Genomic DNA, 22,348 nt, shown 5'->3' on the forward strand with positions numbered 1-22,348 from the left:
ACCCCTTAATAATTTCTGTCTTCGATATACTCATCGACATTTTCTTTTGTAAAAACCTTCTCTTCCATATAATAAGCCTTGTCAACTTCTCTTCCCGCTTCAAGATCGTTTATTATCTGAGCAAGAAGTTCTCCCGAATTTGGATTGCACTCGACATCGACATTTATAACACCTTCTTTTACAAGCTCCAGAGCTTTCCTCGTCCCATCAAAAGAGATAAGAACAGGCTCTCCTACGCCACCCGTCTTAACACCCGCTTCTTTCAAAGCTTCTATCGCACCAAAGGTCATATCATCATTCTGACACACGATCACATCGATATCGTCAAACTCCCCCAAGAGTCTGGCCATCGTCTCCTTGCCTTTGGTCTGCGTAAACTCCCCTGTTGCAGAAGCAAGCATCTTCCAATTCATGTGTCTTGCCGCAATTGCCCCAAAACCTTGCGCCCGTCCTTCCTTCGCAGACGATCCGCTTGTCCCTTCAATCACAACAATATTGATATCCTCTTCGCTCTTCCCCCGGCTGTCAAGATACTCTTCAAGCCACTTCCCCGCAGACGCTCCTTCCGCATACATATCTTCCCCAATAAAAGATGTGTACATTGATTCGTCATTTACAGAGATATTTCTATCGAGCAATATCACGGGAATTCCCGCATCTTTTGCTTCGGCTAGGACCACATCCCATCCCTCCTGAATTACAGGGCAGATTACTATATAATCAACCCTCTGGGATATGAAATTTCTCACAGCCTTAAACTGCTTCTCCTGTTTCTGCCTTGCATTGTCAAATATAAGAAAAAAGCCGTTGCCCGTAGATAAAGCGGCTTTCACGGATTCAGTGTTTGCACTTCTCCACGTGGACTCGCTTCCAAGCTGTGAAAAGCCTACACTGATCAGCGCATCGTTTGCCTTCGTCTCGATCCCGCCGTCTTCGGATGACACATCATATACATAAAAACCTGTAAACGGCCCGCACCCTGTCAGCAAAACCGCAGCAGCCGTCAAAAGAGCCGCAATCTTATGTCTGTTTATCAGCATTCTTATCCTCTTCGTAATTGAACAAAATTGCAGGGATAACCACAGATACCGTGGTCCCTTTTCCAAGTTCCGATTCTATTGAAATTCCGTACCTGTCACCGAAATTCATCCTAATTCTTTCGTTGACATTTGCCATGCCAAATCCCGTGTCGGTATCTTTGGCAGGCTTGGTCAGCTCTTTTCTGATATGACCGAGCGCTTCCTCATCCATTCCGACTCCGTCATCACTTACTTCAAATCTGATAAGTTCATCTTCTATCCTGCCTGTGATCCTGATAAGTCCGGACCCTCTCTTATTCTTAATGCCGTGATACAATGCATTCTCAACAAGCGGCTGAAGCGTCATCTTCAAAATCTTATAATTATTTAAACTGTCATCAATATCTATATAATAACACAGTATATCGGAATATCTTACGCTCTGAATCTCAAGATAACTCCTTATATGCTGCGCTTCTTCGCGGATGGTTATCCATTCTTTGCCGTGACTTAGCGATATCCTAAAGAACTTGGACAAAGAAACAACAATGTCTTCCGCCTCCTGATTTTTCCCATCCTCGATAAGCCAGACGATGGTATCAAGAGTGTTATACAGAAAATGTGGATTTATCTGCTCCTGCAAAAGCCTTGCCTCCGCCATTCGCATTTTCTTTTCATCCTCTCTTATCTGTTCCATCTGTATCTCAAGATGAGCCGCCATATCATCTACGCTCTCGGAAAGAAGAGAAATCTCATCCTCAAGGTCAACAGAGGTTCTTACGGAAAAATTTCCTTCCGCAATTTCCTTTGTTGCGGAGCTGAGCGCATCAATGGGTTTAACGATACTCCTTGCTATCTTGTCCGTAGTAAGCACGGTACATAATATTCCGAGGATAAGGAGAAAGATAAGAAAAACCAGAAGATCTTCCATCTCTTTAATAAGGCCCTTATTGATAACCTCGATGGTCTTGGTCTGATAATAGATATAATACTGAATATTGTCCTGTATAAGCTCTGTCAGCGAATATATATTGGAATCGAGCATCTCGACGTCTTCATCGTAGTTACCGCCTGCTTCTACGCTTTTTTTGATATCGTCAAGCCTGTTCTCGAGAGTATCTACGTTTCTTAGAAGTGTCTCAAGCCACGTCCTACTGTTTACCTCTGTCGTGATGGACTTAAGTTCCGTGAAATCTCTTCTGATATTCTCGACAAGAACATACGGATCGCTCTCATCGCCTTTTCCGAACATATCTCTTCCTACGATTATCCTATATACGCTTTCATCCATCTGTTCCTTAAAAGTAAGATTATAGCTGTTTGCAACAGTCAGATTACTTACGATGGTGTTGTATGCATCGGAATAATTTGTAAGTGAAAAGATCATGTACAAAATTATCAGCACAAACGGCACCGTTATCATTGCCGCCAATATGATCAGCCTTCTTTTCAAAGGCTTCTTTACCCGTGGTTTATTATTTTTCGGCACAGTTTTCATACTAAATTCAGTATACTGTGCTGCACTGGGGCGGTCAATGATTTAGACTTTGCCTTTGGACGCCTTGCCTTTGGGGACGTTCAGACGCAGGGCCATAGGGGCGGATAGGCGTGTGAACTGAGCACTAAATGGCGAGGGGTGTTCATAAGACATAAGCATAGATAAGACAGAGGACGATTACTTGCAGGATCTGTACTGATAGAAACGCGGTATTTAGTACTTCATCGACAAAATAAAAATAGGGATTATCACCGGCGTAAAATATATTAAAATCAATATAGGATTACTTTCGTATGTTTTTTGCATAGATTAATGGGATAGAATAGTTTTTTCTGGGATGTTAATATTCATTGCTTGTAGCAACGGCAGCTTTCATAGTACTGTTGCTACGAAAGGAGATTTTCGCTCATGTTAAACGAAAACATAAAAAAGATTAGGCAATCAAAAGGTCTTTCACAGGAGGAACTTGCTATCAAATTGAATGTTGTGAGACAAACCGTTTCGAAATGGGAACGTGGTCTGTCAGTTCCGGATTCGGAGATGCTTGTTTCTATTTCTGACATACTGGATACTCCCATCAGTACTCTTCTTGGTGAAACAATAACAGAAAATTCTCAGAAAGATTTGAAGGTAATATCCGAAAAGCTTGAAGTCATCACGCTTGAGCTTGCAAGGCAAAAGGCAATGAGGCACAATATTCTTCATTGGATTTTTTTAGTACTGAGTATGGTTATTGTAGCTATATTTATTATAATTCTAATAGCAGGAAGTCCTTATCTTAATTGGGATTACAGTGATCCCGAGACCGCTGTTGCAGGGACTATTTTGCATGGCTTTGAGTTTGTATTTGTCAGAATTGCGCCCTTTGCTTTTTGCTGCTTTGTATGTGGGGCTGTCATGACGCTTAAGAGGAGGAAATGATTATAAACGGAGGATACTCCGCAGAATACTATCGAGCGTGATGATGGATGGAGAGGCTTTAGAATTCAGGGAGTGCTTGATTTTTCATTGATCGGTATTCTCTCAAAGCTGTCCGGCATACTCGCGGAGCACAAAATCGGCATCTTCGCCGTATCGACATACAACACGGATTATATTCTTGTAAAAGAAGAAAATTTGGAGCGAGCGCTTAGCGTATTAGCTTCTGAAGGGTATACGGTAATTTAAAGCAAAGCAGCCTGAATAAGAGTTATATCAACGCACTCGCTTCCAAAACCATGTCAGCTTTAACTGTTTTCTCAAGACAAAGTCTGACATTGGCCATATCACTGTAATCAACAAATCTTGTAGCAGACTCAATATCATTGCCGCTTTTCATCTTGCGGTCGATGAGTCTTTTCCGCAGCATGGCTTCATTTGCTGTGATGCTGATAGTGTAATCCGCCATAGCCCTTAGCCTGTTCCATCCGTCCATATCAAGTAAGAGGTAGTTCCCCTCCAGAAGAACTATATCTTCTGTGATATGAATCGCATCCTCCACAGGATTATGCAGATGCCTGTCATATATAGGCCAAAAGGTATCTTCCCCGGAGCTCACCTTTTTTATCGCAGCAGTCAGTTTCTCCAGGTCGAAAGTAACCGGCGCTCCCTTTATCTCCACCATCTTCACTTCTTTACCATCTCGTAACGTTGTATGTGATAACAGATACTTCTGCCTTCTGTGAAATCCATCCATTCCGATAGCTTGCAGGTCCGTAATGTCATCATTTTCCCTTGAGAGCTTTTCAAGAAAGCTTACAAGCGTGCTCTTCCCCGCTCCCGGAGGTGCTGCGAGCATCACAAGAATTCTCCTTCCCTTTTCTTTTTGCAAAGCAGAAAGCTCCTTAAGCAGCGGCAAAAAGAGCCGCTCAACAACCTCGTCACTATATGTGGCATCCACGTGTATGCCGTTTATCTCTACAGAATAATTTGCCATTTTACATCGGTGTCCCCACTTTGATGATTCTTGTCTATTTGGTACAAGCATCTTGTAATACTCGGACGTTAGTTCCGCAATTATCCGGACAAGGTTTCTACTAATATCCGGACAAGATTCCTGTATCAAGTGGACAAGATGACATCTATTTTTTATATTACTCGCTTGCCGTCTTATTGTCATCTCCGGCGTCAGCCGGCATATGTTCTATCGTAGGACGGCGGGAAGGACCTTTTAGGTCGAACCTATACGCATTGCGCACTATGCGGTCCAAGACCGCATCTGCAATCGTTTGATCTTTGAAAATTGAAACCCAATTCTTAACAGGTAACTGTGCTGAGATGGCTACAGACTTATGTTTGTGGTATCTCTCCTCAATGACTTCAAGGAAGTCCTGAGTCATGCCAAGGTCTAACTGTTTCATACCGAAATCATCAAGCAACAAAAGATTAGGTTTTACCAGATCCTGCATCAGTTTGTTGTATGATCCGTCGCCTCTGGCGATATTCAGGTCTGTGAGCAACCTTGGAACTCTGTAGCACCTTACAGTAAGTCCTCTAGTGCAAGCTTCTCTGCCAAAAGCTGAGAGCAGATATGTTTTGCCAACACCAGTCGCTCCTGTGATGATGAGGTTATTACCACTTGTGACCCACTGGCAGTCAGAGAGTCTTGCTATATCTGCCTTCTTGAGCTTTCGTATAGGCTCATAATCCAGGTTCTCAAGGCATGCTGTAGGCTCCCTTAAATGCGCAAGACGTATAAGCCGGTTTGTCTTGGCTTTGTTTCTTGCATTGAACTGGGCTGTCACTATCATTCCCAGTCTGTCATCGAAGGAAAGAGCTTGCGAAGCAGGAAGTTCATCCTGCCTGGCGTACTCAAGTCTCATGGCATTTAACTTCATTGCTGTTAACTGTTCCGCTGTCTGGTAGTTCATGATGCATCACCTCCTATTCCCATTCTCCGACACGGAGATTTTCGTGGCTTGGGGTTGGAGTGTCCGCATCGGAGTGTTCAGCGTTTACGGGCTTCTTATCCTGATTGTTTTTCAGGATGTTCTTGAGTGTTGTATATGTAACAGAGTTGAGATCAAGTGCCTTCTTACAGGCATTATCAACTCTGGTGTTACCGTACTGCTTGCTGAAGTTCACTACAGCCATACAGGATTTATATGCCTGTTCCTCAAAGTCAGCAGACTTAAGGAGTGTATCTACAAAGCGATAAGCATTCTGACCGATACTTGATGCCCTGTAGCGATAATGAGTTCCATCATACTGATTGAATTCTCTGATAGCACGGTGGTTTGCAGGCATATGGTTTATCTCGGTTGCATAACGCCTTCCAGAGAACTTTCTGATATGAAGCGCAACCCTTTCGCCCTTAGTGTTGAAGATTTCGATCTTCTTGGCATAGGCATGTATTGTGACGGAGTCCTTGTAAAGAGTATATGGCACTGAATAATAAAAGCCGTCATAGTAGACGTGATAGTTATTCGGTACTGTCTTAACTGGCAGTGTTTCATAATACTCAAATGGATCCTTGGGCAATGGTCGAAGTGCCGGCTTATCAAGAGCAGTAAAGTTGCTGCTTCTAGAGCCGGAGCGATGCTTGAATGGTCTTTCTGCAAGTTCAAGCACTCGATCCTTTATATCAGCATTAAGGGCTTCAAAACTGTGATATATCTTATCTTTTAGCCACTCAAGGAGCCATGTTTCAAGCCAGCCTACGCCTGATTCAACTGTAGGTTTGTCTCTTGGCTTTTTGACCCTTGCAGGGATTATAGCAACCTGATAATGACGGGCAAGGTCTCTGTAAGCATGGTTGAGCTCCGGATTGTAGAGGTTGGTATGTACAACCGCTGTTTTGCAGTTTAATGTAAAGTGATTGTTAATGTAAAGTCGATCAGCCAAAGTTCCTTATACCTGCGATTTTTGATGTTCGACTTTACATTAATAGATCATAATGGGATCAATCATAAGAAAGGAGGAATTACCATGATTGATTCCCGTTACACAAAGACACTGTATGCTGCTATCCTAGAGTTTCAGGGATACATCATACAAAACCACGGAGTCGACTCAAAGACAGCCCAGGCCTATATCCGAGTCGCTGATGATCTTCTGCGATACGCGGAGGACAAGGAACCTATGGCATCTCCTGAGGCTGTCCTCCAAGAGTACTATAGTCTGACTATTGGAATATCTGCATTTGAAGCCCCGCCGTCAAAATCAAAAGAACGGCGTGCTAGAGCGATTCGGATGATTCAGGACATCCTTAATGGTGAAGAGCCAAAGCGAAGGTATCTCAACCAGAAGCTTAGTTGTCCTGCACCATATCAGGATATCCTCAGCAGATATGAAACTTTCATGAGGCATAACCAAAAGAGCGATGGCACAGTACGCACGAGATCCGGTCGAATGAAGGTGTTTTTCATTTTTCTGGAAAACAGAGAATGCAAATCTTTGGAGAACATTACGCCGGAGGTGATTGCAGACTATGTATCCTCGCTCAATGACAAGTATTCGTCACAGGGGAAGGCATCCCTTTTGTATACGCTAAGGAACTTCTTTTCCTTTGACGAGTTCTCAGGAATGCTATCGTTCGATCCACTGCCCTTTCTGATGGGAATCCATTCCAGAAAGCACGAAAGACTCCCTTCCTTTTATACGGCGAATGAAGTAAGACGCATCCTAAATGCGGTTGACAGGAGTGCACCTTGGGGGAAAACAGCCTACCTTATGATGCTTCTGGCATGTGTGTACGGTCTGCGCTCCAGTGACATCAAAGCGCTGGCTCTTGACAACATAAACTGGAAAAGTCGCACAATAACAATCACACAGTACAAGACACACAGGGAGGTATCCCTTCCCCTAACTGATGAGATTCTTTTCGCACTCCTTGACTATATCAAGAATGCGCGCCCTGAAGCAGACAGCCCAAATGTATTCATTCGGCTCAGAAAACCGTACATTCCATACTCAATGAATGATCACTTTGGCGACAAAATCTTACCGTACTTTGAAATCGCCGGTGTTGACATAAAAGGAAAGCACCATGGACTGCATTCGCTCAGGCATAGCCTGGCAACAAACCTTTTTGTTTCAGGAACCCCGGTAACCGAGATTGCCGTGATACTCGGTCACACATCTGCGGCATCCACGAAAACTTATGTCTGGTCGGATATCGAGCATCTCCGGATAGCAGCATTGGAGGTGCCGGAAAAATGATCAATGATAAGGAGTTTCTTAAATTTGAAGAGGGTTTCTTCAAACCGTACTTTGCAAAATTCATAGAATTCAAGCGTGGCAAAGGCGAAAAGGTCGCCCAGTCCACCATGATTCGCTTAAGGAAGCTAAACAATTCGCTTAACTGTTACAATGTAAGCCATATATCTGAGCAGATGGTGGAGGAACTGCTGGCTCCCCGTGGCGGATTAAGCGAATCTGAGCGTCAATACATGACGTCGAGTCTCCGGCAGTTCTGTTCTTTCCTAACCCTTCTCGGGATTGATGCGGCCATCGTCCCACCCAAATACATGCGAGCAGCAAGAAGTGAATTCCGTCCGTACATTTTCAGTGACAATGAACTGCATCGTCTGGCCAGTGCAGCCGACGCACTCCCACCAGCAAGAAGGTCGAGTGTCCACCAGCAGGTGTACCCTGTACTTGTCAGATTACTTATAGGCACCGGAATGCGCATAGGCGAGGTCCTCGCACTGACGAGGGCGGATGTTGACCCTTCAAATGGCGTGATTAATGTAATCAACGGTAAAAACGGTGTTTCAAGGTATATTCCTGTAGCCGACAGCTTGAAAAAGATTCTCCATGACTATGCCGAGACCATCGACATGGCCGAGGGGAACAAACCATTTTTCACTTCTTCATACACCGGTGAACATCTTACATACAGCGCAATGAAATACATGTTTCCAAAGATGTTTAGGGCGGCCGGCATATACATGGCAGACGGAAAAACGCCAAACATCCACTCCATCCGGCACACATTCTGCACCAGGAGCCTGGAAAAAATGCTGGAAAGTGGAATGGATGTCTACACAGCCGTTCCGATACTTGCTGCGTATGTCGGCCATGTGAATTACATGGATACGGAAAAATACATTCATTTCACAGAACAGGGACATGAAGATTTCGTACAGAAAGAATCATCTCTGGGGAGTTTATTCCCGGAGGTGGGCAATGAGTGAAAGTTTTTCCTTCTACATACAGCGCTATTTTATGTCGTACCTGATGAAACAGCATAATTACGGTCCAAATACGGTTTCATCATACCGAGACACATTCAAACTTTTGCTTACATTTATGGCAGAATCCGACAGAAACATATCAGAGAAGCCTATCGATGAGGTTGACTATGACGTAGTGCTCAGGTTCCTCTCATGGCTTTCGGATGTCAGGAAAAATGGGGTGTCTACAAAAAATGTCAGACTGGCACATATAAAATCATTCTTCCGATATGTAATGATGACTGCACCTGAACATTCCGGGCAATGTAGCAAGATACTCGGTATACCATTCGGGAAGGAAGATAAAAAGCCTCCCGAATGTATGTCTATGGATGCTATAAAGCAGATGCTGGCATCTATTGACTCCTCATCTGACGAAGGGCTACGACATTTGGCACTCCTATCACTCATGTACGACTCTGCCTGTAGGGTTCAGGAAATAGTAAATCTGAATGTCATGGACTTACAATCTGGTCAATGCTGCAGGATATACGTGCATGGCAAGGGAAACAAGTATCGATCCATTCCTTTACTGGGCGAAACGGAAAAGATTGTCTCGAAGTATATCCGACAGTTTCATCTCACGCCGGAGTCTCCGCTGTTTTTCAATAGGAACGGCGAAAGACTGACAAGGCAGGGCATACGCTACATCATAAGGAAGTACTCGAAGGCGGCAAACGAAGCCGCTCCCGGGATTATAGACGGCTCCGTATACCCGCATCGAATGCGCCACAGCAAAGCCACACACCTTGTGGACAAGGGCGTAAACATTTATAACGTCCGGGATTTCTTGGGGCATGAATCTGTTGCGACCACTCAGGTTTACCTGACGACGAATCCAGAGGTCACCAGAAAGGCGATCGAGTCTGTAGCCGAGAAAACAGTACCTGAAAGCCTTGATTTCTTCTCCGACGAGGAGAAAGACGATTTGCTTTCCTTCTTAGATTCATTAGGATAACATGGATATGTTAATGTAAAGTCGGTCAGGGTATAATGCTGGCAGGGTTTGCGTCGGAATGGCTGACTTTACATTAACAATCACTTTACATTAAACTGCTAATGTGAAGCTTCACATTACATGTTGTCGGGCACAAGTATCTTGGGAAGCCCTCCATACCACTCAAAAGCATCTATATGAGCCTGATTCCAGTTGATCTGTGTTTCATTAGGAAATGCTTCAACAAAAGGATATGAACTGTCTCCAAGCGTAGCTACAAAGAAATGAGCATCATGAATCACACCGGTCTCATAGTCAACAACGCATGGAAGAGTATCCCCAATCCAGTCGACAAACAGTTCCTTGCCAGGCTCGCGCTCCTGAGGCAGTACCACTTCTTTACCGGTATCTTCTTTCCATGTATTGAACTTGGCACAGAAGTAACTGTAGCTGTAGCCATCAGGATTATCTTTGCGGTATTCCTGCTCCCAGATGTAATAAAGGTTGATTCTTCTGCTGGACATAAGTCGCTTGTATATAGCTTCCCAGTCTGGTTCATCCTTGGATTGCTTACGGCCAAAGGAGTCTGGATATATCAGCTCATTGATCCGCTCAGGAGAAAGCTTTGTTGCTTCTTCATAGGTTAGTCCACAGTCCTTGCATCTGTTAAGAATTTCGCCAACGGTAGTTTTGGAGCAATCTACAGCTGATGCTATATCTCGTAGATTGAGCTCCATTTCCCTCAGGCGAAGGATTTCAGTAACTTTCATAGTATCAAGACACCTCATTTCATACCCTCCTTAGAATGTAATTAATTACATTCTAAGAAGATCAATGTGAGATGTCATTTGTCCGGATGATTCAGGAATGGCTGTCCGCATGTTTCAAGAATGCTTGTCCGGATAATAAAAGATTACGTGTCCGGATAATTCAAGAATCCTGTCCGGATGTTACAAGAATCATCACCCACTTCTATCAAATTGCCATCCGGATCATAAAAGCGTATGACTTTCTGGCCCCAGCTGTGCGTCATGAGTCTGTTGACATATTTCACTTCCGGATAATACCTTTCAAGCTTTTCAATAAAGCCTTCAATGTCGACCTCTTCAAAATAAAGCTCACAGGAATTGTTTTCCGAAATAATCTCTTTTCCCAAAAACTCTTTCCAGTACTTCTCTTCTTGCAGTACCAGCCCTTCCGACAAGATCATGTTTCCAGCGCTGATAAGCATTCTTGAAGCAGTTCATTCTCCATCCACATACGTCTCTGAGCTTTTATTCGTGCCTGTTCTTTTAAGCTCTCTAACTTTAGTTTTTGAAAATTATCCATGTCTATTATCCTTATACAGCATCATACAGCGGGATTTTTAAAGTTGCATCTCTTGCTGTCATAATCAAGGCAAATACTTGCTTTTCAACAGCAAGATTCATAAAACTGTTTATTCCGCTGTCATTACCAAGGCATAAACTGTTTTTTCAACAGCGCCTTTTATAAAACTGCATTTTCCGCTGTTATGCTGCAAATACAAACTTTATTTTTGACACCGAAAATCATAGATTCATCTGTTTCCGCTGATTTCCCCACTATCCCATTACCCCTTCAAAAGAAGATTCCTCACCGGAATCCACAGAAGCATTCACATCAGCAGTTCCATTTTCGTTCTCTATGTCTACGTTATCAGTAACAGTGCTATCTTTTCCGTCACAAGCACATAGCATAAATGTAGAAACGATCAATGTTAGTAAAAACCTTTTTCTCACTCAGACAGTACCCCCAACTTCATTTAATATCATCCCAAACTTTCATATGTTATTATATTAAACAGAAATATTAGTCAGTATCTCTACAAAGAGATTTTAACACAAGCAAAAAGTATGACATCTTAAATGAAATTACAGAAATCCGCACTGGCTGCGGATTTCGTGAGAACATGATTCAGGAGTCAACCAAGCCCTATCGACGAAGTCGATTCAAATTGGCTTGGTTGATGCATTCTTGAACTTCATGTTCAAGAATGTATATATTCATGAAAATGAATTAGCTAAAGCGTGCTGACACGGAAGTATCTCCTAATCCGGAAGAACTCGAAAGTGTCCGGGATACAGACGGAACCGCGGAATAAGTAAACAATACCGGCAAGAAGATGACCGATGACGAGATCAAAGCTACGGTAGATCTTTATGACAGCTATGAGAAAAAAGAAATTACAGGAACCATGGACTACGATGCCATCCTGGAAAAACTGAAATAATTTCAGAACAAAAAAGGCTCAATGCAGTGCCATCTCTGCATTGAGCCTTAATATTATTCAAATTCAATTCTCGCCGTTCTTCTCATTATATTCCTGAATAGTTGAATAAACATCAATACGAGCCTTCATATCTTCGGGCATTCCGACAAACATCGAACCATAGTGGAATGTATCTCCGTTCTTCGATGCTCTTACGATCTGAATGAATACGTGAAGGACTTCTTTTGTCCATATTGTAAGGTTAGCTTCGTAGTTAGCACCGATAGTAAGCTGCTTGTTTGTTGAGAATCCAACGCCGTCTCTTGATGCATCGGTAATTGTGATCTCTACTGTTTCGAAGCTCTCACCGCCAATTTCCTTAAGAAGTATTTCGCCTGCCAAATCAAGTCTCTTGGTTCTTCTTCTATTATCCATTATAAAACCCCCGATAAAAAGTGTTACTATTATAATACCTTATTAGAAAAAAATAGCAACTACTTTACACTATTTCGGCCATTATTACTGCTCAAGTTCCGCAAAAGAAACAGTAAATTCTTCCAGATCGTCGAGTCGTAACATAATTCCGCCCTTTAGTTCTTTTTCATCAGGCTCGGCGCATCCGCCGTCAATGTCGATAACGTTCTCTTCCCGATACGACGAAAGTGGGCGAGCACATTTATCATCTCCGAGATAAAATGCCGGCACGTGACCGATGACAAATACCCACGGTTTGCATGCGGCATAGTCATCAATGCTCTTATATATATCCTCCCTAAACGGCGAATACCAAACAATGTAACGCGCAACATCGGGATCGATATCTTTATAAGGTGTATCGATAATTTCTTTTACAAAAGCGGTATGTGTGAGGAAAAATGTAGTTCCGTTCACTTCAACTTTTGTTGAAACAGGACAGGAATTAAGCCATTTAAGAAGCTCTTTTCTCTCCTTCTTTCTAAGAAGCCTGTATCTGTGATAAGTTATGGCGCCGCCGTTCTGAAAAAGCCAGTTGATTTCTCTTCTTCCTTGGAATTTATTGAGATTGGGAGTGACACTTCCGTCTGAAGCGGCCACATGCAACATCATAGTCTCATGATTTCCCAAAAGGAAATGCATGTTATGAGCATTCATTACATGTCTTAATATCTTTATGCCGTCAGGTCCGCGGTCAATCGCATCTCCAAGCATATATAGTTTGTCAGCGCCCGAAAATTTTACTTTTTCGAGCAGTTTTAAAAATAATCTGTATTGACCGTGAAGATCTGATATTACGTAAGTTGCCACGCTGTCTTACTCCATCCTGTCAGTTATAAAGCATGCATCACCGAAGGAAAAGAATCTGTATCTTTCCTTTATTGCTTCTTCGTATGCCGCCAGAATATTCTCTCTTCCCGCAAGCGCTGCAACAAGCATTACAAGCGTAGACTCCGGAAGATGGAAATTGGTTATAAGGCAGTCAAGAACCTTGAACTTGTAGCCCGGATAAATAAATATCGATGTATCTCCGCTACACTCGGATAGTCTGCCGTTTTCATCAGCTGCGCTCTCTATAGTCCTGCAGCTCGTAGTTCCGACACAGATAACTCTGTGCCCGCTTTCTTTTGCCCTGTTTATCTTCTCTGCTGCCTCTGCGGTAACCTGGTACCACTCGGTGTGCATGTGATGTTCCTTGACATTGGTCACCTTAACGGGTCTGAATGTTCCAAGTCCCACATGAAGAGTTACAAAGGCCATATCTATGCCCTTGTCGGAGATCTTTTTAAGAAGCTCATCCGTAAAATGAAGGCCCGCTGTCGGTGCTGCCGCGGAGCCTTCGTATTTGGCATAGATTGTCTGATACATGTTCTTATCTTTGAGTTTATGTGTGATATAAGGAGGAAGAGGCATCTCGCCGAGTCTGTCGAGAACTTCTTCCCAGATTCCCTCATAGTAGAACTTAACGAGTCTGTTACCGTCCTCTACTATATCAAGGATCTCTGCGGTAAGTATTCCTCCGCCAAAAGAAACTCTTGCACCGGGACGAAGTTTCTTTCCCGGTTTAACCAAGGTTTCCCAAACATCATTCTCTTTTCTCTTAAGAAGAAGGATCTCAACCGCTGCGCCTGTGCCTTCCTTTTCGCCAAGGAGCCTTGCAGGTATGACCTTGGTGTTATTAAGAACAAGGCAGTCACCGGGCCCAAGATAGTCGATGATATCGCTGAATATCTTGTGCTGCGTCTTTCCTGTCTCTTTGTCTATCACAAGGAGCCTGCACTCATCTCTTTTTTCAAGAGGGTCCTGAGCTATGAGCTCCTGTGGCAAATCAAAGAAGTAATCTGCGGTTGATAATCCAATCTGTGTTGTTTCTGACATAATATCTTACTTTCTAAAAAGAACGTTTTTATTCATTGCAAAAATCCATGTTCTCAAGGAATGCGATATATCCTCTTAGAGACTCATAGAGATCTGCCTTACTGATCACTTCGCACGGTGAGTGCATGTTAAGAACTGCTACTCCCGAATCAACAACATTCATGCCGTATTCTGCAAGAATATATGCGATTGTTCCGCCGCCACCTGCATCTACCTTGCCAAGCTCTGCAGTCTGGAACAATACGCCTGCTTCGTCATATACCTTTCTTACTGCTGCAATGTACTCTGCATTTGCATCGTTTGAAGCATATTTTCCTCTTGATCCTGTATACTTGTTAAACACAGGGCCAAAGCCAAGATATGCAGTATTCTTCTTCTCAAAAACAGAAGCATAGCAAGGATCAAATGCTGCACTTACATCAGATGAAAGCATACTTGAATTTGCAAGGCATCTTCTGAATACAAGTTCATCATAATTTCCGTTTACAAGAGCAACTATCTCTGCAACGGCATTTTCAAAGAATCTTGACTTCATGCCCGTAGCACCGGCGCTGCCTATCTCTTCTTTATCAACAAGGATGCAGCATCCCGTTCTCTTAAGGTCTCCTGCTTCAAGAAGAGCTACTGCAGAAGGATATGCACATACTCTGTCATCGTGCCCGTAACCAAGCACCATGGATCTGTCAAAACCTGCATCTCTGCTCTTTCCTGCAGGAACTATCTCAAGTTCTGCAGATATGAAATCTTCTTCCTCGATTCCGTACAGATCGTATAAAAGTGCTACGACTCCTCTTCTTACAGCGCCTGAAAGCTTTCCGGCCTCAGCTTTTTCTTCTTTTTCAGCCTTAACTGCGTACTGCTCACCCTCTGTAAGCTTAGAATCATCTTTTTTATCTTCAGACTTCTCTTTTCCCTCAATAACAAAGGGTCTGTTTCCTATAACGAGATCAAGGGCTTCACCTTCAATTACGTTTGAAGCCTTCTTGCCCATCTGCTCGCTTGCAAGATGAACGAGAATATCTGAAATGAAGAATACCGGATCGTCCTCATCTTCACCGACATTTAAGATAACTGTCGTACCGTCTTTTTTAGCCACAACTCCGTGAAGAGCAAGGGGGATAGTCACGAACTGATACTTCTTGATACCGCCGTAATAATGGGTATCAAGATATGCAAGTCCGTTATCCTCATACAAAGGATTCTGCTTAACATCGAGTCTCGGAGAATCAATATGTGCTCCGAGGATGTTAAGTCCTTTTTCCAAAGGCTCAGAACCTATCTTGAACATAACGATGGATTTATTCATCCACACGGAATAAACCTTATCACCCTTTTTAAGCTTGGTATTTTCCTTTACAAGCTTGTTAAGCTCTCTATAGCCCTCAGCCTCGATCTCATTTACGATCGTGTCGATTGCCTCGCGTTCAGTCTTGGAATTATCAAGGAACTTTTTGTACTTCTCTGCAAATTTATCACATTCCTTGAGCTGAGTACGGTTATAAGTTGTCCATACATTCTTCTTATTCATATTGTGTACCTCTTAAATAAATCTTATCTTATGAACGAAGTTCTATGCCAAGATCCTGTAAGCCCTTAAGTATTTTCTTCATTGCTGAATTGATCTCATCATCTTCCATTGTCTTTTCTTTATCTCTAAACAAAAGAGAATAAGCCATAGACTTGAATCCCTCTTTGATCTGTGAACCTTCGTAAATGTCAAAGAGTGTTAATTCTTCAAGTTTCTTGCCGCCACGCTGACGGATCATCTTCTCGATATCACCCGCAAGAACGTTCTTTGGCACTACCATTGAGATGTCTCTTGTAACTGCAGGGAACTTGGCAATTCCTGTATATATTGTATCAAATTTAGCGTACTTAACAACCTCAGGCATATCGATCACGGCAACATAAACTCTTGTATCGATGTCATAGTTATCGCATACGGCAGGGTGAACTTCACCGAGATAACCGATAACTTCGCCGTCGTAAATGACATTTGCCTGTCTTCCGGGATGAAGGAATGACTTGCCTGCATTAGGGTCGTATTCAACCTTATCAAGCATGTTTACGCTGTCGAGAAGCTCTTCGATAACGCCCTTCATGCTGTAGAAATCGCCATCTCCGTAAAATCCGAGTGTGAGCTGCATTCTCTCATCGGGAAGCTCTGTAAGAGGAAGGCTCTTTGCCACATAGATGTTACCCATCTCATAGAGGCGAACGTCCTTATTTCTGCGGTTGTAGTTGGTTGCAAGGCTTGTAAGCATTCCGTTTAAGGAAATTGTTCTCATTATTGAGAAATCTTCTCCTAAAGGATTTGAAATCTTGATAGCCTTTCTTTCAACTGCGTCCTCGGGTAAAAGAAGCTTATCAAATACCTTAGGACTCTCGAATGAATATGTATATCCCTGTGAGAATCCGCAGAACTGTGCTACTTCTCTTGCCTTCTTCTCAACTCTCATCTTGAATGAGATACCGCCTGTTGTAGCGCTTGTCTTGGGAAGAGTTGTAGGAATCTTGTCATATCCCGAGAATCTGGCGATTTCTTCTGCAATATCGCACATCTGGTTGAGGTCCTGACGGAAAGAAGGGATTATAACTTCATCGGTCTTCTTGTCATACTCAACTTCTTCTCTCTTAAGTATCTCTATCATCTCATCCTTGGAAATATCTGTTCCGAGGAGGTTGTTGATCTTATCGGCTTCAAGCGCAAATCTCTTTAAAGGCTTGATGGGAAGTCCTACCTGAACTACGCCGGGAACAACCTTACCACATCCAAGCTCGTTGATAAGCTGGCAAGCACGGTTGATAGCATCAAGTGCATTTGCGGGATCAAGACCCTTTTCAAAGAATCCTGAAGCGTCTGTACGAAGTCCGACTCTCTTTGCAGACTTTCTGATATTAGGTCCGTTAAATGTAGCAGCCTCGAAAAGAACTGTCTTAACATCGTCAGTGATCATTGAATTCTCACCGCCCATGATACCTGCAAGTCCTACTTCCTTCTCAGCATCGCAGATCATAAGAACTTCGCTGTCGAGCTTTCTCTCCTGTCCGTCAAGAGTTACAAAAGTCTCGCCGTCCTTAGCTCTTTTAACAACAATCTTGTTTCCTGCGATTGTTGAAAGGTCGTAAGCATGCATAGGCTGACCGTATTCCATCATTACATAGTTTGTGATATCTACGAGGTTGTTGATAGGTCTGATTCCTACGCTTGAAAGTCTTCTCTGCATCCATTCGGGTGAAGGAGCGATCTTTATATCTGTAGCAACCCTTGCGCAGTAATTTGTGCAAAGATCTGTATCCTTAATCTCAACGTCGATGAAATCTTTGACGTTTCCTTTTCCGTCTTCCTTAACCTTAACTACGGGAGCTTTGAAAGGAAGCTTGTATGTAGCTGCAGCTTCTCTTGCAAGACCAAGAATGCTGTAGCAGTCTACACGGTTAGATGTAACTTCAAATTCAAATACTGTGTCGTGGAGCCCCAATACCTCAACGGCATCAGCGCCAACCTCTGTATCTTCAGGGAAGATATAAAGTCCGTCTTCGGGAGCCTCGGGATAAAAATCCTTTGTTGAGCCAAGTTCCTCGATTGAGCACATCATACCTGCACTCGGAACACCACGGAGCTTGCCTGCCTTGATCTTGATTCCCTCTGCGGGATTCGGGCTTCCGTCATGACCTCCGGCAACACGTCCGCCGTCAAGAACAACGGGAACCTTATCGCCTTCCTTCATATTCTTTGCACCTGTAACGATCTGAATTGTCTCCTTGCCGATATCAACCTGGCAGATAACGAGCTTATCTGCATCAGGATGCTGCTCGATTGTCTTGATCTGGCCGACAACAATCTTCTCAAGGTTCTTATCAAGTGCTGTATATGTTTCAGTCTTTGTTCCGGAAAGTGTCATATCATCGAAGAATTCCTGATCGGTGCATGAAAGATCCGGCACATATGCTTTAATCCATGATTTTGATGAATTCATATTTTTTTCTCCTATTTATGTAAAAAGTGATGATCAATATTATTTGCTCTTTTAGCGATATACGGATTGCTTCGCTTCGCTCTCGCAATCCTGCGTTCATTCGGAAATCGACATGCTCATTTCATTCGCATATCTTTTTTCCTCATTTCCGTTCGGTCTTCATGGTCATACTTTGCACTGTGCAAGCACAGCAAAGTATGACTATGAATCCCTATATCGCTAAAACTGATTAAGAAATCTAATATCATTCTCATAGAGAAGGCGCATATCATCGATCTCGTATTTAAGAAGTGCGATTCTCTCAAGTCCTACACCGAATGCAAAACCTGTGTACTCGTTAGGGTCGATTCCGCTCATTTCAAGAACGTGAGGATGTACCATTCCGCATCCGAGGATTTCGATCCAGCCCTCGCCCTTGCAGAAACGGCATCCCTTTCCGCCGCACTTAAAGCAGCTTACGTCCATCTCGGCAGAAGGCTCTGTGAACGGGAAGTGATGAGGTCTGAACTTTGTCTTTGTCTCAGGTCCGAAGAGCTGTTTTGCAAACTCTGCAAGAGTTCCCTTAAGATCTGCAAATGTAACGTTCTTGTCGATAACAAGACCTTCAACCTGGTGGAATGAAGGTGAGTGTGTAGCATCAACTTCATCTGCACGGAATACTCTTCCGGGAGCGATCATCTTAATAGGGAGCTTGCCCTTTTCCATCTCATGCACCTGTGTTGAAGATGTCTGAGTCCTAAGGAGAAGGTCTCCGTTAATATAGAAAGTATCCTGCTCGTCCTTTGCGGGATGATCTGCGGGAATGTTAAGAGCTTCGAAGTTGTAATAATCTTTCTCAACTTCAGGTCCTTCAACCACTTCATATCCCATTCCGGTAAAGATTCTCTCTACCTCTTCAAGAGCAATTGTATTTGGATGACAGTGTCCAACTTTGTTCTTCTTTGCGGGAAGTGTTACGTCGATGACTTCAGCTTTGAGCTTGGCATCTCTTGCAGCAGCTTCCATTTTGTTCTTGGTCTCTTCAAGAACTTTCTCAATCGCCTCTCTTGTCTCGTTTACAAGCTGACCAACTTTTGGTCTGTCCTCGGGAGCAACGTCCTTCATGCTCTTTAAGATGCTTGTAAGTTCACCCTTTTTACCAAGGAAGTTGACTCTGATCTCATTTAATTTCTCGAGTCCGTCAGATCCTTTAATCTGCTTCAGGGCTTCTTCACGGATTTTGTCCAGCTGTTCACTAATCATTTTTTTCCTCCTAATTGTAATATCTGGCTTCAGTATTGGGATATGTACTAAACTCGAAAGAACCTCGTTAAGTACATCCCCATGGCTCGCACTAAGCTCGACAATACCTCGCTAAGTGCTCTGCTCAAAATAATAAATCCCATGTGTTAGTAATTAACACATGGGACGAATTTATCGCGGTACCACCCAAGTTCCCGTCATATATAATTATGTACGGACACTCATTATATCTGTAACGTAGACAACACGGTCCAACCTACAAGCATACTAAACAGATAGCCTTCAGAAGGACTGCTCCGGTGCGAATGTTCCGTATATACCCGTAGTAGGAAGCTTACAGCCGATGACTTCCATTCTCTGAACCATGTAGCATAACATCTTGGGCGTAGCCCACACCTTCATAGCATTTATTCTTTATTCAACACCTTATTGTATTTGGCGATGGCGTATTTGTCAAGACTTGCTCATTTTAGCAATAAGTTCCATCTTCTTCTCGCGCCTAAGCTGCTTAATATGCCACTCTCTGCTCATGGCTTCTTCCTTGGTATCAAACTCCTCGAAATACACAAGTTTAACAGGAAGCCTTGTCTTGGTATACTTGGCGCCCTTTCCGGCGTTATGATCTTTTATTCTCTTATCAAGATCATTTGTCCAACCACAATATAAAGAGCCATCGGCGCATTCAACAATATATGTATAATTCATCTATTTTTTCCCAAATATATTCATCCAAAGAATATCTCAAGCCCTATTCCTATAAGAATAAGTCCACCGATAATCTTCGCATTTCCCGCAAGCTTCGTTCCGAATTTAATTCCGAGCTTAAGCCCCGCGTAGCATACGATCCAGGTAACCGCGCCAATTATCGCAACGCATACAAGAACCATAAGAACACCGTACTGTGAGATTGTAAATCCAACTGAAAGCGCATCAATTGATGTAGCTATGCCCTGGATCATAAGAGTTTTATTGGATAATGTCTTGGAAAAAGAACCGTTTTCTTTATTAAGGCACTCGGTTTCTTTACATGTATCGCAATTTTTGCCGCTGTAGCACTTTCTTTCGCGGCATCCCTCGATCAGCATCTTTCCGCCTATGAACGCAAGTAAAAAGAGTGCCATCCACGGTATAAGCACATTTAAGCCGTTAAATATATTGGCGGCATTGTGCACCAGAAACCATCCTATAAACGGCATAATAAACTGAAAAATCGCATATACACCGGATATTTCCAGTCTCCTTCTTTTGTTCATTTTGGTGTCGGCAAATCCGTTTGCCAATGACACAGAAAAAGCGTCCATGGCGAGCCCTAGTCCCAACATAACGCTGTTTACAAAAAATAATATTGTATTTGCCATAATTATCTCCGACAGAATAGTATTTCTATATAATATCAAACCTAATTCGTTGTAGCAATATTATAGGCAACACTCTGGAGATAATGTTTCCTAAAAGCAAAAAAATAGAAGGCAAGCATCCATTAAACTAATGAACACTCGCCCTCATGTCTGGTTTTCCAATGGTCTGTCCTCTCTTTTTAATTTATTTATATTAAATCACTTACTGCAACGGCACCTCGACATCCCTCGGCGTATGTGAAGCCTCGCCACCCTAGCTGTAGATGTCAGCCGTTCCGATAACCATCCGTTCTCCTTTGGTGAAGCTTAAGCCACCTCAGATACTTAGGTTTTATCTCTTAAGTGATTGTAACTATAATATACCATCCCTCTATAGTTTTGTCAATCATCTTTTTATAATTATTTTTATATTCAGACAATTCAAACAATTCCCATGAATTCGCATAAACAATTTGCTCCTTAATTAATTTGATACAAAAAGGTTATTATTGTATGATATTAGGGTATTAAACACAGCAAAAAAGGGGATAATATGAGCGAATTTATTATTAGCACATGCTCCACCGCGGATCTTTCGCGTGAGCATTTTGATAAAAGAGACATTAAATATGTTTACTTTCACTTTGAAATAGACGGAAAAGATTATCCGGACGATCTTGGAGATTCCATTCCTTTCAAGAAATTCTATGAAATGATGGCTAATGGCGCCATGACAAGAACTTCTCAGGTAAGTATCGGAGAATATGTTGATTTCTTCGAGCCTTTCCTTAAAGAAGAAAAGGACATTATTCATCTCGCACTCAGCTCTGGAATTTCCGGAACTTTTAATTCCGCTTCTATTGCAAGCGAGCAGTTAAAAGAAAAATATCCGAACCGTAAGATTTATATAATCGATACTTACGCTGCTTCAGCAGGACTTGGTTTATTGGCAGACAAGCTCGCAGACCTTCGTGATGAGGGAAAAAATATCGATGAGCTCTATAACTGGGCTGAAGAACACAAATATGATATTCAGAGCTGGTTCTTTGTTTCAGATCTCAAGTACCTCGTAAGAAACGGACGTGTTTCAAAAACAGCCGGAGCAATCGGAAATGTACTTAATATCTGCCCACTTCTTAATATCGACAGAGAAGGACATCTTGCTGTAAAAGCAAAGGTAAGAGGAAAAAATGCAGTTATGAAAGCTCAGGTAAAGAAAATGTTTGAGCTTTGCGAGAACAGAACAGATTATGACAACAGCTGCTTCATCTCTCACTCAGATTGCTATGATGATGCGAGAGCCGTAGCCGATATGCTCGAAGCTCAGCTTCCAAAGCTCAAGGGCAAGATTAAGATATTCGATATCGGAACAACAATCGGAAGCCACACCGGCCCCGGCACAGTCGCTCTCTTCTTCTGGGGAGACACACGTACTGAGTAAACTCAAAAGCAGAATGTAGTGAAATAATACGCAGCAATATGCATTTGTCGCTCGTTGGTATAACACCAAAAATCGCTCCAAATGCATATTGCTGCTTTTTTATTTTGCTATATTCCACCTTTACACTTATTTACTCAGCGTTCATAAATGAATTGTG

21 protein-coding genes and 1 pseudogene are annotated in these 22,348 nt (G+C 42.7%); 6 read left to right on the forward strand and 16 right to left on the reverse strand.

All coding sequences use genetic code 11. The features are described from left to right. Positions 1-5 precede the first annotated feature (5 nt). A complete protein-coding gene (locus G628_RS0112450; RefSeq protein WP_155833810.1) occupies positions 6-1,040 on the reverse strand; it encodes an ABC transporter substrate-binding protein in 1,035 nt (344 codons plus the stop codon). Then, complete coding sequence (locus tag G628_RS0112455; RefSeq protein WP_242827230.1) at positions 1,021-2,442, reverse strand: sensor histidine kinase; 1,422 nt, start codon at positions 2,440-2,442, stop codon at positions 1,021-1,023. Before G628_RS0112455 ends, G628_RS0112450 begins: the two co-directional genes overlap by 20 nt. Before the next feature lie 483 nt (positions 2,443-2,925). Between G628_RS0112455 and G628_RS0112460 the strand changes: the two genes are divergently transcribed. Together G628_RS0112460 and G628_RS19380 are read left to right on the forward strand one after the other, a co-directional pair. Then, positions 2,926-3,438, forward strand: a complete 513-nt coding sequence (locus G628_RS0112460; RefSeq protein ID WP_027209273.1) for a helix-turn-helix domain-containing protein — start codon at positions 2,926-2,928, stop codon at positions 3,436-3,438. 6 nt (positions 3,439-3,444) lie between these two features. Then, positions 3,445-3,684 (forward strand): annotated as a pseudogene (locus G628_RS19380) (ACT domain-containing protein); the annotation flags it as partial. A 22-nt stretch (positions 3,685-3,706) separates the two neighbouring features. On the opposite strand, the gene G628_RS0112470 reads toward G628_RS19380, so the two are convergent. The 3 genes from G628_RS0112470 to G628_RS0112480 form a co-directional block, all read right to left on the reverse strand. Further along, positions 3,707-4,432 (reverse strand): nucleoside/nucleotide kinase family protein, encoded by a 726-nt coding sequence (locus G628_RS0112470; RefSeq protein ID WP_026654417.1) that lies wholly within the window; start codon positions 4,430-4,432, stop codon positions 3,707-3,709. 157 nt (positions 4,433-4,589) lie between these two features. Then, positions 4,590-5,366 (reverse strand): IS21-like element helper ATPase IstB, encoded by a 777-nt coding sequence (gene istB / locus G628_RS0112475; protein ID WP_034461944.1) that lies wholly within the window; start codon positions 5,364-5,366, stop codon positions 4,590-4,592. 13 nt (positions 5,367-5,379) lie between these two features. After that, positions 5,380-6,339, reverse strand: a complete 960-nt coding sequence (locus G628_RS0112480) for a Mu transposase domain-containing protein (RefSeq protein ID WP_027209274.1) — start codon at positions 6,337-6,339, stop codon at positions 5,380-5,382. Positions 6,340-6,423: 84 nt separating this feature from the next. Here G628_RS0112480 and G628_RS0112485 point away from each other — a divergent pair, with 84 nt between their 5' ends. From G628_RS0112485 to G628_RS0112495, 3 genes are read left to right on the forward strand one after another with little or no spacing between them, the layout of a single operon-like run. Further along, entirely contained in the window at positions 6,424-7,656 is a 1,233-nt protein-coding gene (locus G628_RS0112485; RefSeq protein WP_027209275.1) for a site-specific integrase, read from the forward strand. Then, positions 7,653-8,633: a tyrosine-type recombinase/integrase gene (locus tag G628_RS0112490; RefSeq protein WP_027209276.1), complete on the forward strand. Its 981-nt coding sequence runs from the start codon at positions 7,653-7,655 to the stop codon at positions 8,631-8,633. The genes G628_RS0112485 and G628_RS0112490 overlap by 4 nt, the downstream gene beginning before the upstream one ends. Next, entirely contained in the window at positions 8,626-9,630 is a 1,005-nt protein-coding gene (locus G628_RS0112495; protein WP_027209277.1) for a tyrosine-type recombinase/integrase, read from the forward strand. Before G628_RS0112490 ends, G628_RS0112495 begins: the two co-directional genes overlap by 8 nt. A gap of 116 nt (positions 9,631-9,746) precedes the next feature. On the opposite strand, the gene G628_RS0112500 is transcribed toward G628_RS0112495, so the two are convergent. The 11 genes from G628_RS0112500 to G628_RS0112555 form a co-directional block, all read right to left on the reverse strand. Then, complete coding sequence (locus tag G628_RS0112500; protein ID WP_027209278.1) at positions 9,747-10,397, reverse strand: transposase; 651 nt, start codon at positions 10,395-10,397, stop codon at positions 9,747-9,749. Positions 10,398-10,522: 125 nt separating this feature from the next. After that, on the reverse strand, positions 10,523-10,840 hold the full coding sequence (locus G628_RS17435) for a VOC family protein (protein WP_081670719.1): 318 nt from the start codon (positions 10,838-10,840) through the stop codon (positions 10,523-10,525). 352 nt (positions 10,841-11,192) lie between these two features. After that, positions 11,193-11,327 carry a hypothetical protein gene (locus G628_RS19265; protein WP_278246552.1) on the reverse strand — a complete coding sequence of 45 codons (135 nt, stop codon included), beginning with the start codon at positions 11,325-11,327 and terminating at the stop codon, positions 11,193-11,195. A 596-nt stretch (positions 11,328-11,923) separates the two neighbouring features. Continuing rightward, positions 11,924-12,274 (reverse strand): PilZ domain-containing protein, encoded by a 351-nt coding sequence (locus G628_RS17440; protein ID WP_051199198.1) that lies wholly within the window; start codon positions 12,272-12,274, stop codon positions 11,924-11,926. 84 nt (positions 12,275-12,358) lie between these two features. Continuing rightward, positions 12,359-13,123 (reverse strand): metallophosphoesterase, encoded by a 765-nt coding sequence (locus G628_RS0112525; protein ID WP_026654414.1) that lies wholly within the window; start codon positions 13,121-13,123, stop codon positions 12,359-12,361. 6 nt (positions 13,124-13,129) lie between these two features. Continuing rightward, positions 13,130-14,191 carry a tRNA preQ1(34) S-adenosylmethionine ribosyltransferase-isomerase QueA gene (gene queA, locus G628_RS0112530; protein ID WP_034500934.1) on the reverse strand — a complete coding sequence of 354 codons (1,062 nt, stop codon included), beginning with the start codon at positions 14,189-14,191 and terminating at the stop codon, positions 13,130-13,132. 28 nt (positions 14,192-14,219) lie between these two features. Next, positions 14,220-15,719: an aminopeptidase gene (locus G628_RS0112535; protein ID WP_027209280.1), complete on the reverse strand. Its 1,500-nt coding sequence runs from the start codon at positions 15,717-15,719 to the stop codon at positions 14,220-14,222. 28 nt (positions 15,720-15,747) lie between these two features. Beyond that, entirely contained in the window at positions 15,748-18,171 is a 2,424-nt protein-coding gene (pheT, locus tag G628_RS0112540) for a phenylalanine--tRNA ligase subunit beta (RefSeq protein WP_027209281.1), read from the reverse strand. A 219-nt stretch (positions 18,172-18,390) separates the two neighbouring features. Continuing rightward, positions 18,391-19,413, reverse strand: coding sequence for a phenylalanine--tRNA ligase subunit alpha (gene pheS, locus G628_RS0112545; protein WP_330365496.1), 1,023 nt, complete (start codon positions 19,411-19,413; stop codon positions 18,391-18,393). Positions 19,414-19,866: 453 nt separating this feature from the next. Then, positions 19,867-20,118 carry a GIY-YIG nuclease family protein gene (locus G628_RS0112550; RefSeq protein ID WP_026654409.1) on the reverse strand — a complete coding sequence of 84 codons (252 nt, stop codon included), beginning with the start codon at positions 20,116-20,118 and terminating at the stop codon, positions 19,867-19,869. Positions 20,119-20,138: 20 nt separating this feature from the next. After that, positions 20,139-20,771, reverse strand: coding sequence for a manganese efflux pump MntP family protein (locus tag G628_RS0112555; RefSeq protein ID WP_027209282.1), 633 nt, complete (start codon positions 20,769-20,771; stop codon positions 20,139-20,141). Between the two features lie 532 nt (positions 20,772-21,303). Between G628_RS0112555 and G628_RS0112560 the strand changes: the two genes are divergently transcribed. After that, the gene (locus G628_RS0112560) at positions 21,304-22,191 is read left to right on the forward strand and encodes a DegV family protein (protein WP_026654407.1); all 888 of its coding nucleotides are present in this window, start codon (positions 21,304-21,306) and stop codon (positions 22,189-22,191) included. Positions 22,192-22,348 lie beyond the last annotated feature (157 nt).

Source organism: Butyrivibrio hungatei NK4A153 (assembly GCF_000424465.1).
Classification (GTDB): domain Bacteria; phylum Bacillota; class Clostridia; order Lachnospirales; family Lachnospiraceae; genus Butyrivibrio; species Butyrivibrio hungatei_A.

Coding starts and splice junctions, on each gene's coding strand:
- G628_RS0112450 (WP_155833810.1), bottom strand. CDS start 1,040: ATGCTGATAAACAGACATAAGATTGCGGCTCTTTTGACGGCTGCTGCG.
- G628_RS0112455 (WP_242827230.1), bottom strand. CDS start 2,442: ATGATAACGGTGCCGTTTGTGCTGATAATTTTGTACATGATCTTTTCA.
- G628_RS0112460 (WP_027209273.1), top strand. CDS start 2,926: ATGTTAAACGAAAACATAAAAAAGATTAGGCAATCAAAAGGTCTTTCA.
- G628_RS0112470 (WP_026654417.1), bottom strand. CDS start 4,432: ATGGCAAATTATTCTGTAGAGATAAACGGCATACACGTGGATGCCACA.
- istB (WP_034461944.1), bottom strand. CDS start 5,366: ATGAACTACCAGACAGCGGAACAGTTAACAGCAATGAAGTTAAATGCC.
- G628_RS0112485 (WP_027209275.1), top strand. CDS start 6,424: ATGATTGATTCCCGTTACACAAAGACACTGTATGCTGCTATCCTAGAG.
- G628_RS0112490 (WP_027209276.1), top strand. CDS start 7,653: ATGATCAATGATAAGGAGTTTCTTAAATTTGAAGAGGGTTTCTTCAAA.
- G628_RS0112495 (WP_027209277.1), top strand. CDS start 8,626: ATGAGTGAAAGTTTTTCCTTCTACATACAGCGCTATTTTATGTCGTAC.
- G628_RS0112500 (WP_027209278.1), bottom strand. CDS start 10,397: ATGAGGTGTCTTGATACTATGAAAGTTACTGAAATCCTTCGCCTGAGG.
- G628_RS17435 (WP_081670719.1), bottom strand. CDS start 10,840: ATGCTTATCAGCGCTGGAAACATGATCTTGTCGGAAGGGCTGGTACTG.
- G628_RS19265 (WP_278246552.1), bottom strand. CDS start 11,327: ATGCTATGTGCTTGTGACGGAAAAGATAGCACTGTTACTGATAACGTA.
- G628_RS17440 (WP_051199198.1), bottom strand. CDS start 12,274: ATGGATAATAGAAGAAGAACCAAGAGACTTGATTTGGCAGGCGAAATA.
- queA (WP_034500934.1), bottom strand. CDS start 14,191: ATGTCAGAAACAACACAGATTGGATTATCAACCGCAGATTACTTCTTT.
- G628_RS0112535 (WP_027209280.1), bottom strand. CDS start 15,719: ATGAATAAGAAGAATGTATGGACAACTTATAACCGTACTCAGCTCAAG.
- pheT (WP_027209281.1), bottom strand. CDS start 18,171: ATGAATTCATCAAAATCATGGATTAAAGCATATGTGCCGGATCTTTCA.
- pheS (WP_330365496.1), bottom strand. CDS start 19,413: ATGATTAGTGAACAGCTGGACAAAATCCGTGAAGAAGCCCTGAAGCAG.
- G628_RS0112550 (WP_026654409.1), bottom strand. CDS start 20,118: ATGAATTATACATATATTGTTGAATGCGCCGATGGCTCTTTATATTGT.
- G628_RS0112555 (WP_027209282.1), bottom strand. CDS start 20,771: ATGGCAAATACAATATTATTTTTTGTAAACAGCGTTATGTTGGGACTA.
- G628_RS0112560 (WP_026654407.1), top strand. CDS start 21,304: ATGAGCGAATTTATTATTAGCACATGCTCCACCGCGGATCTTTCGCGT.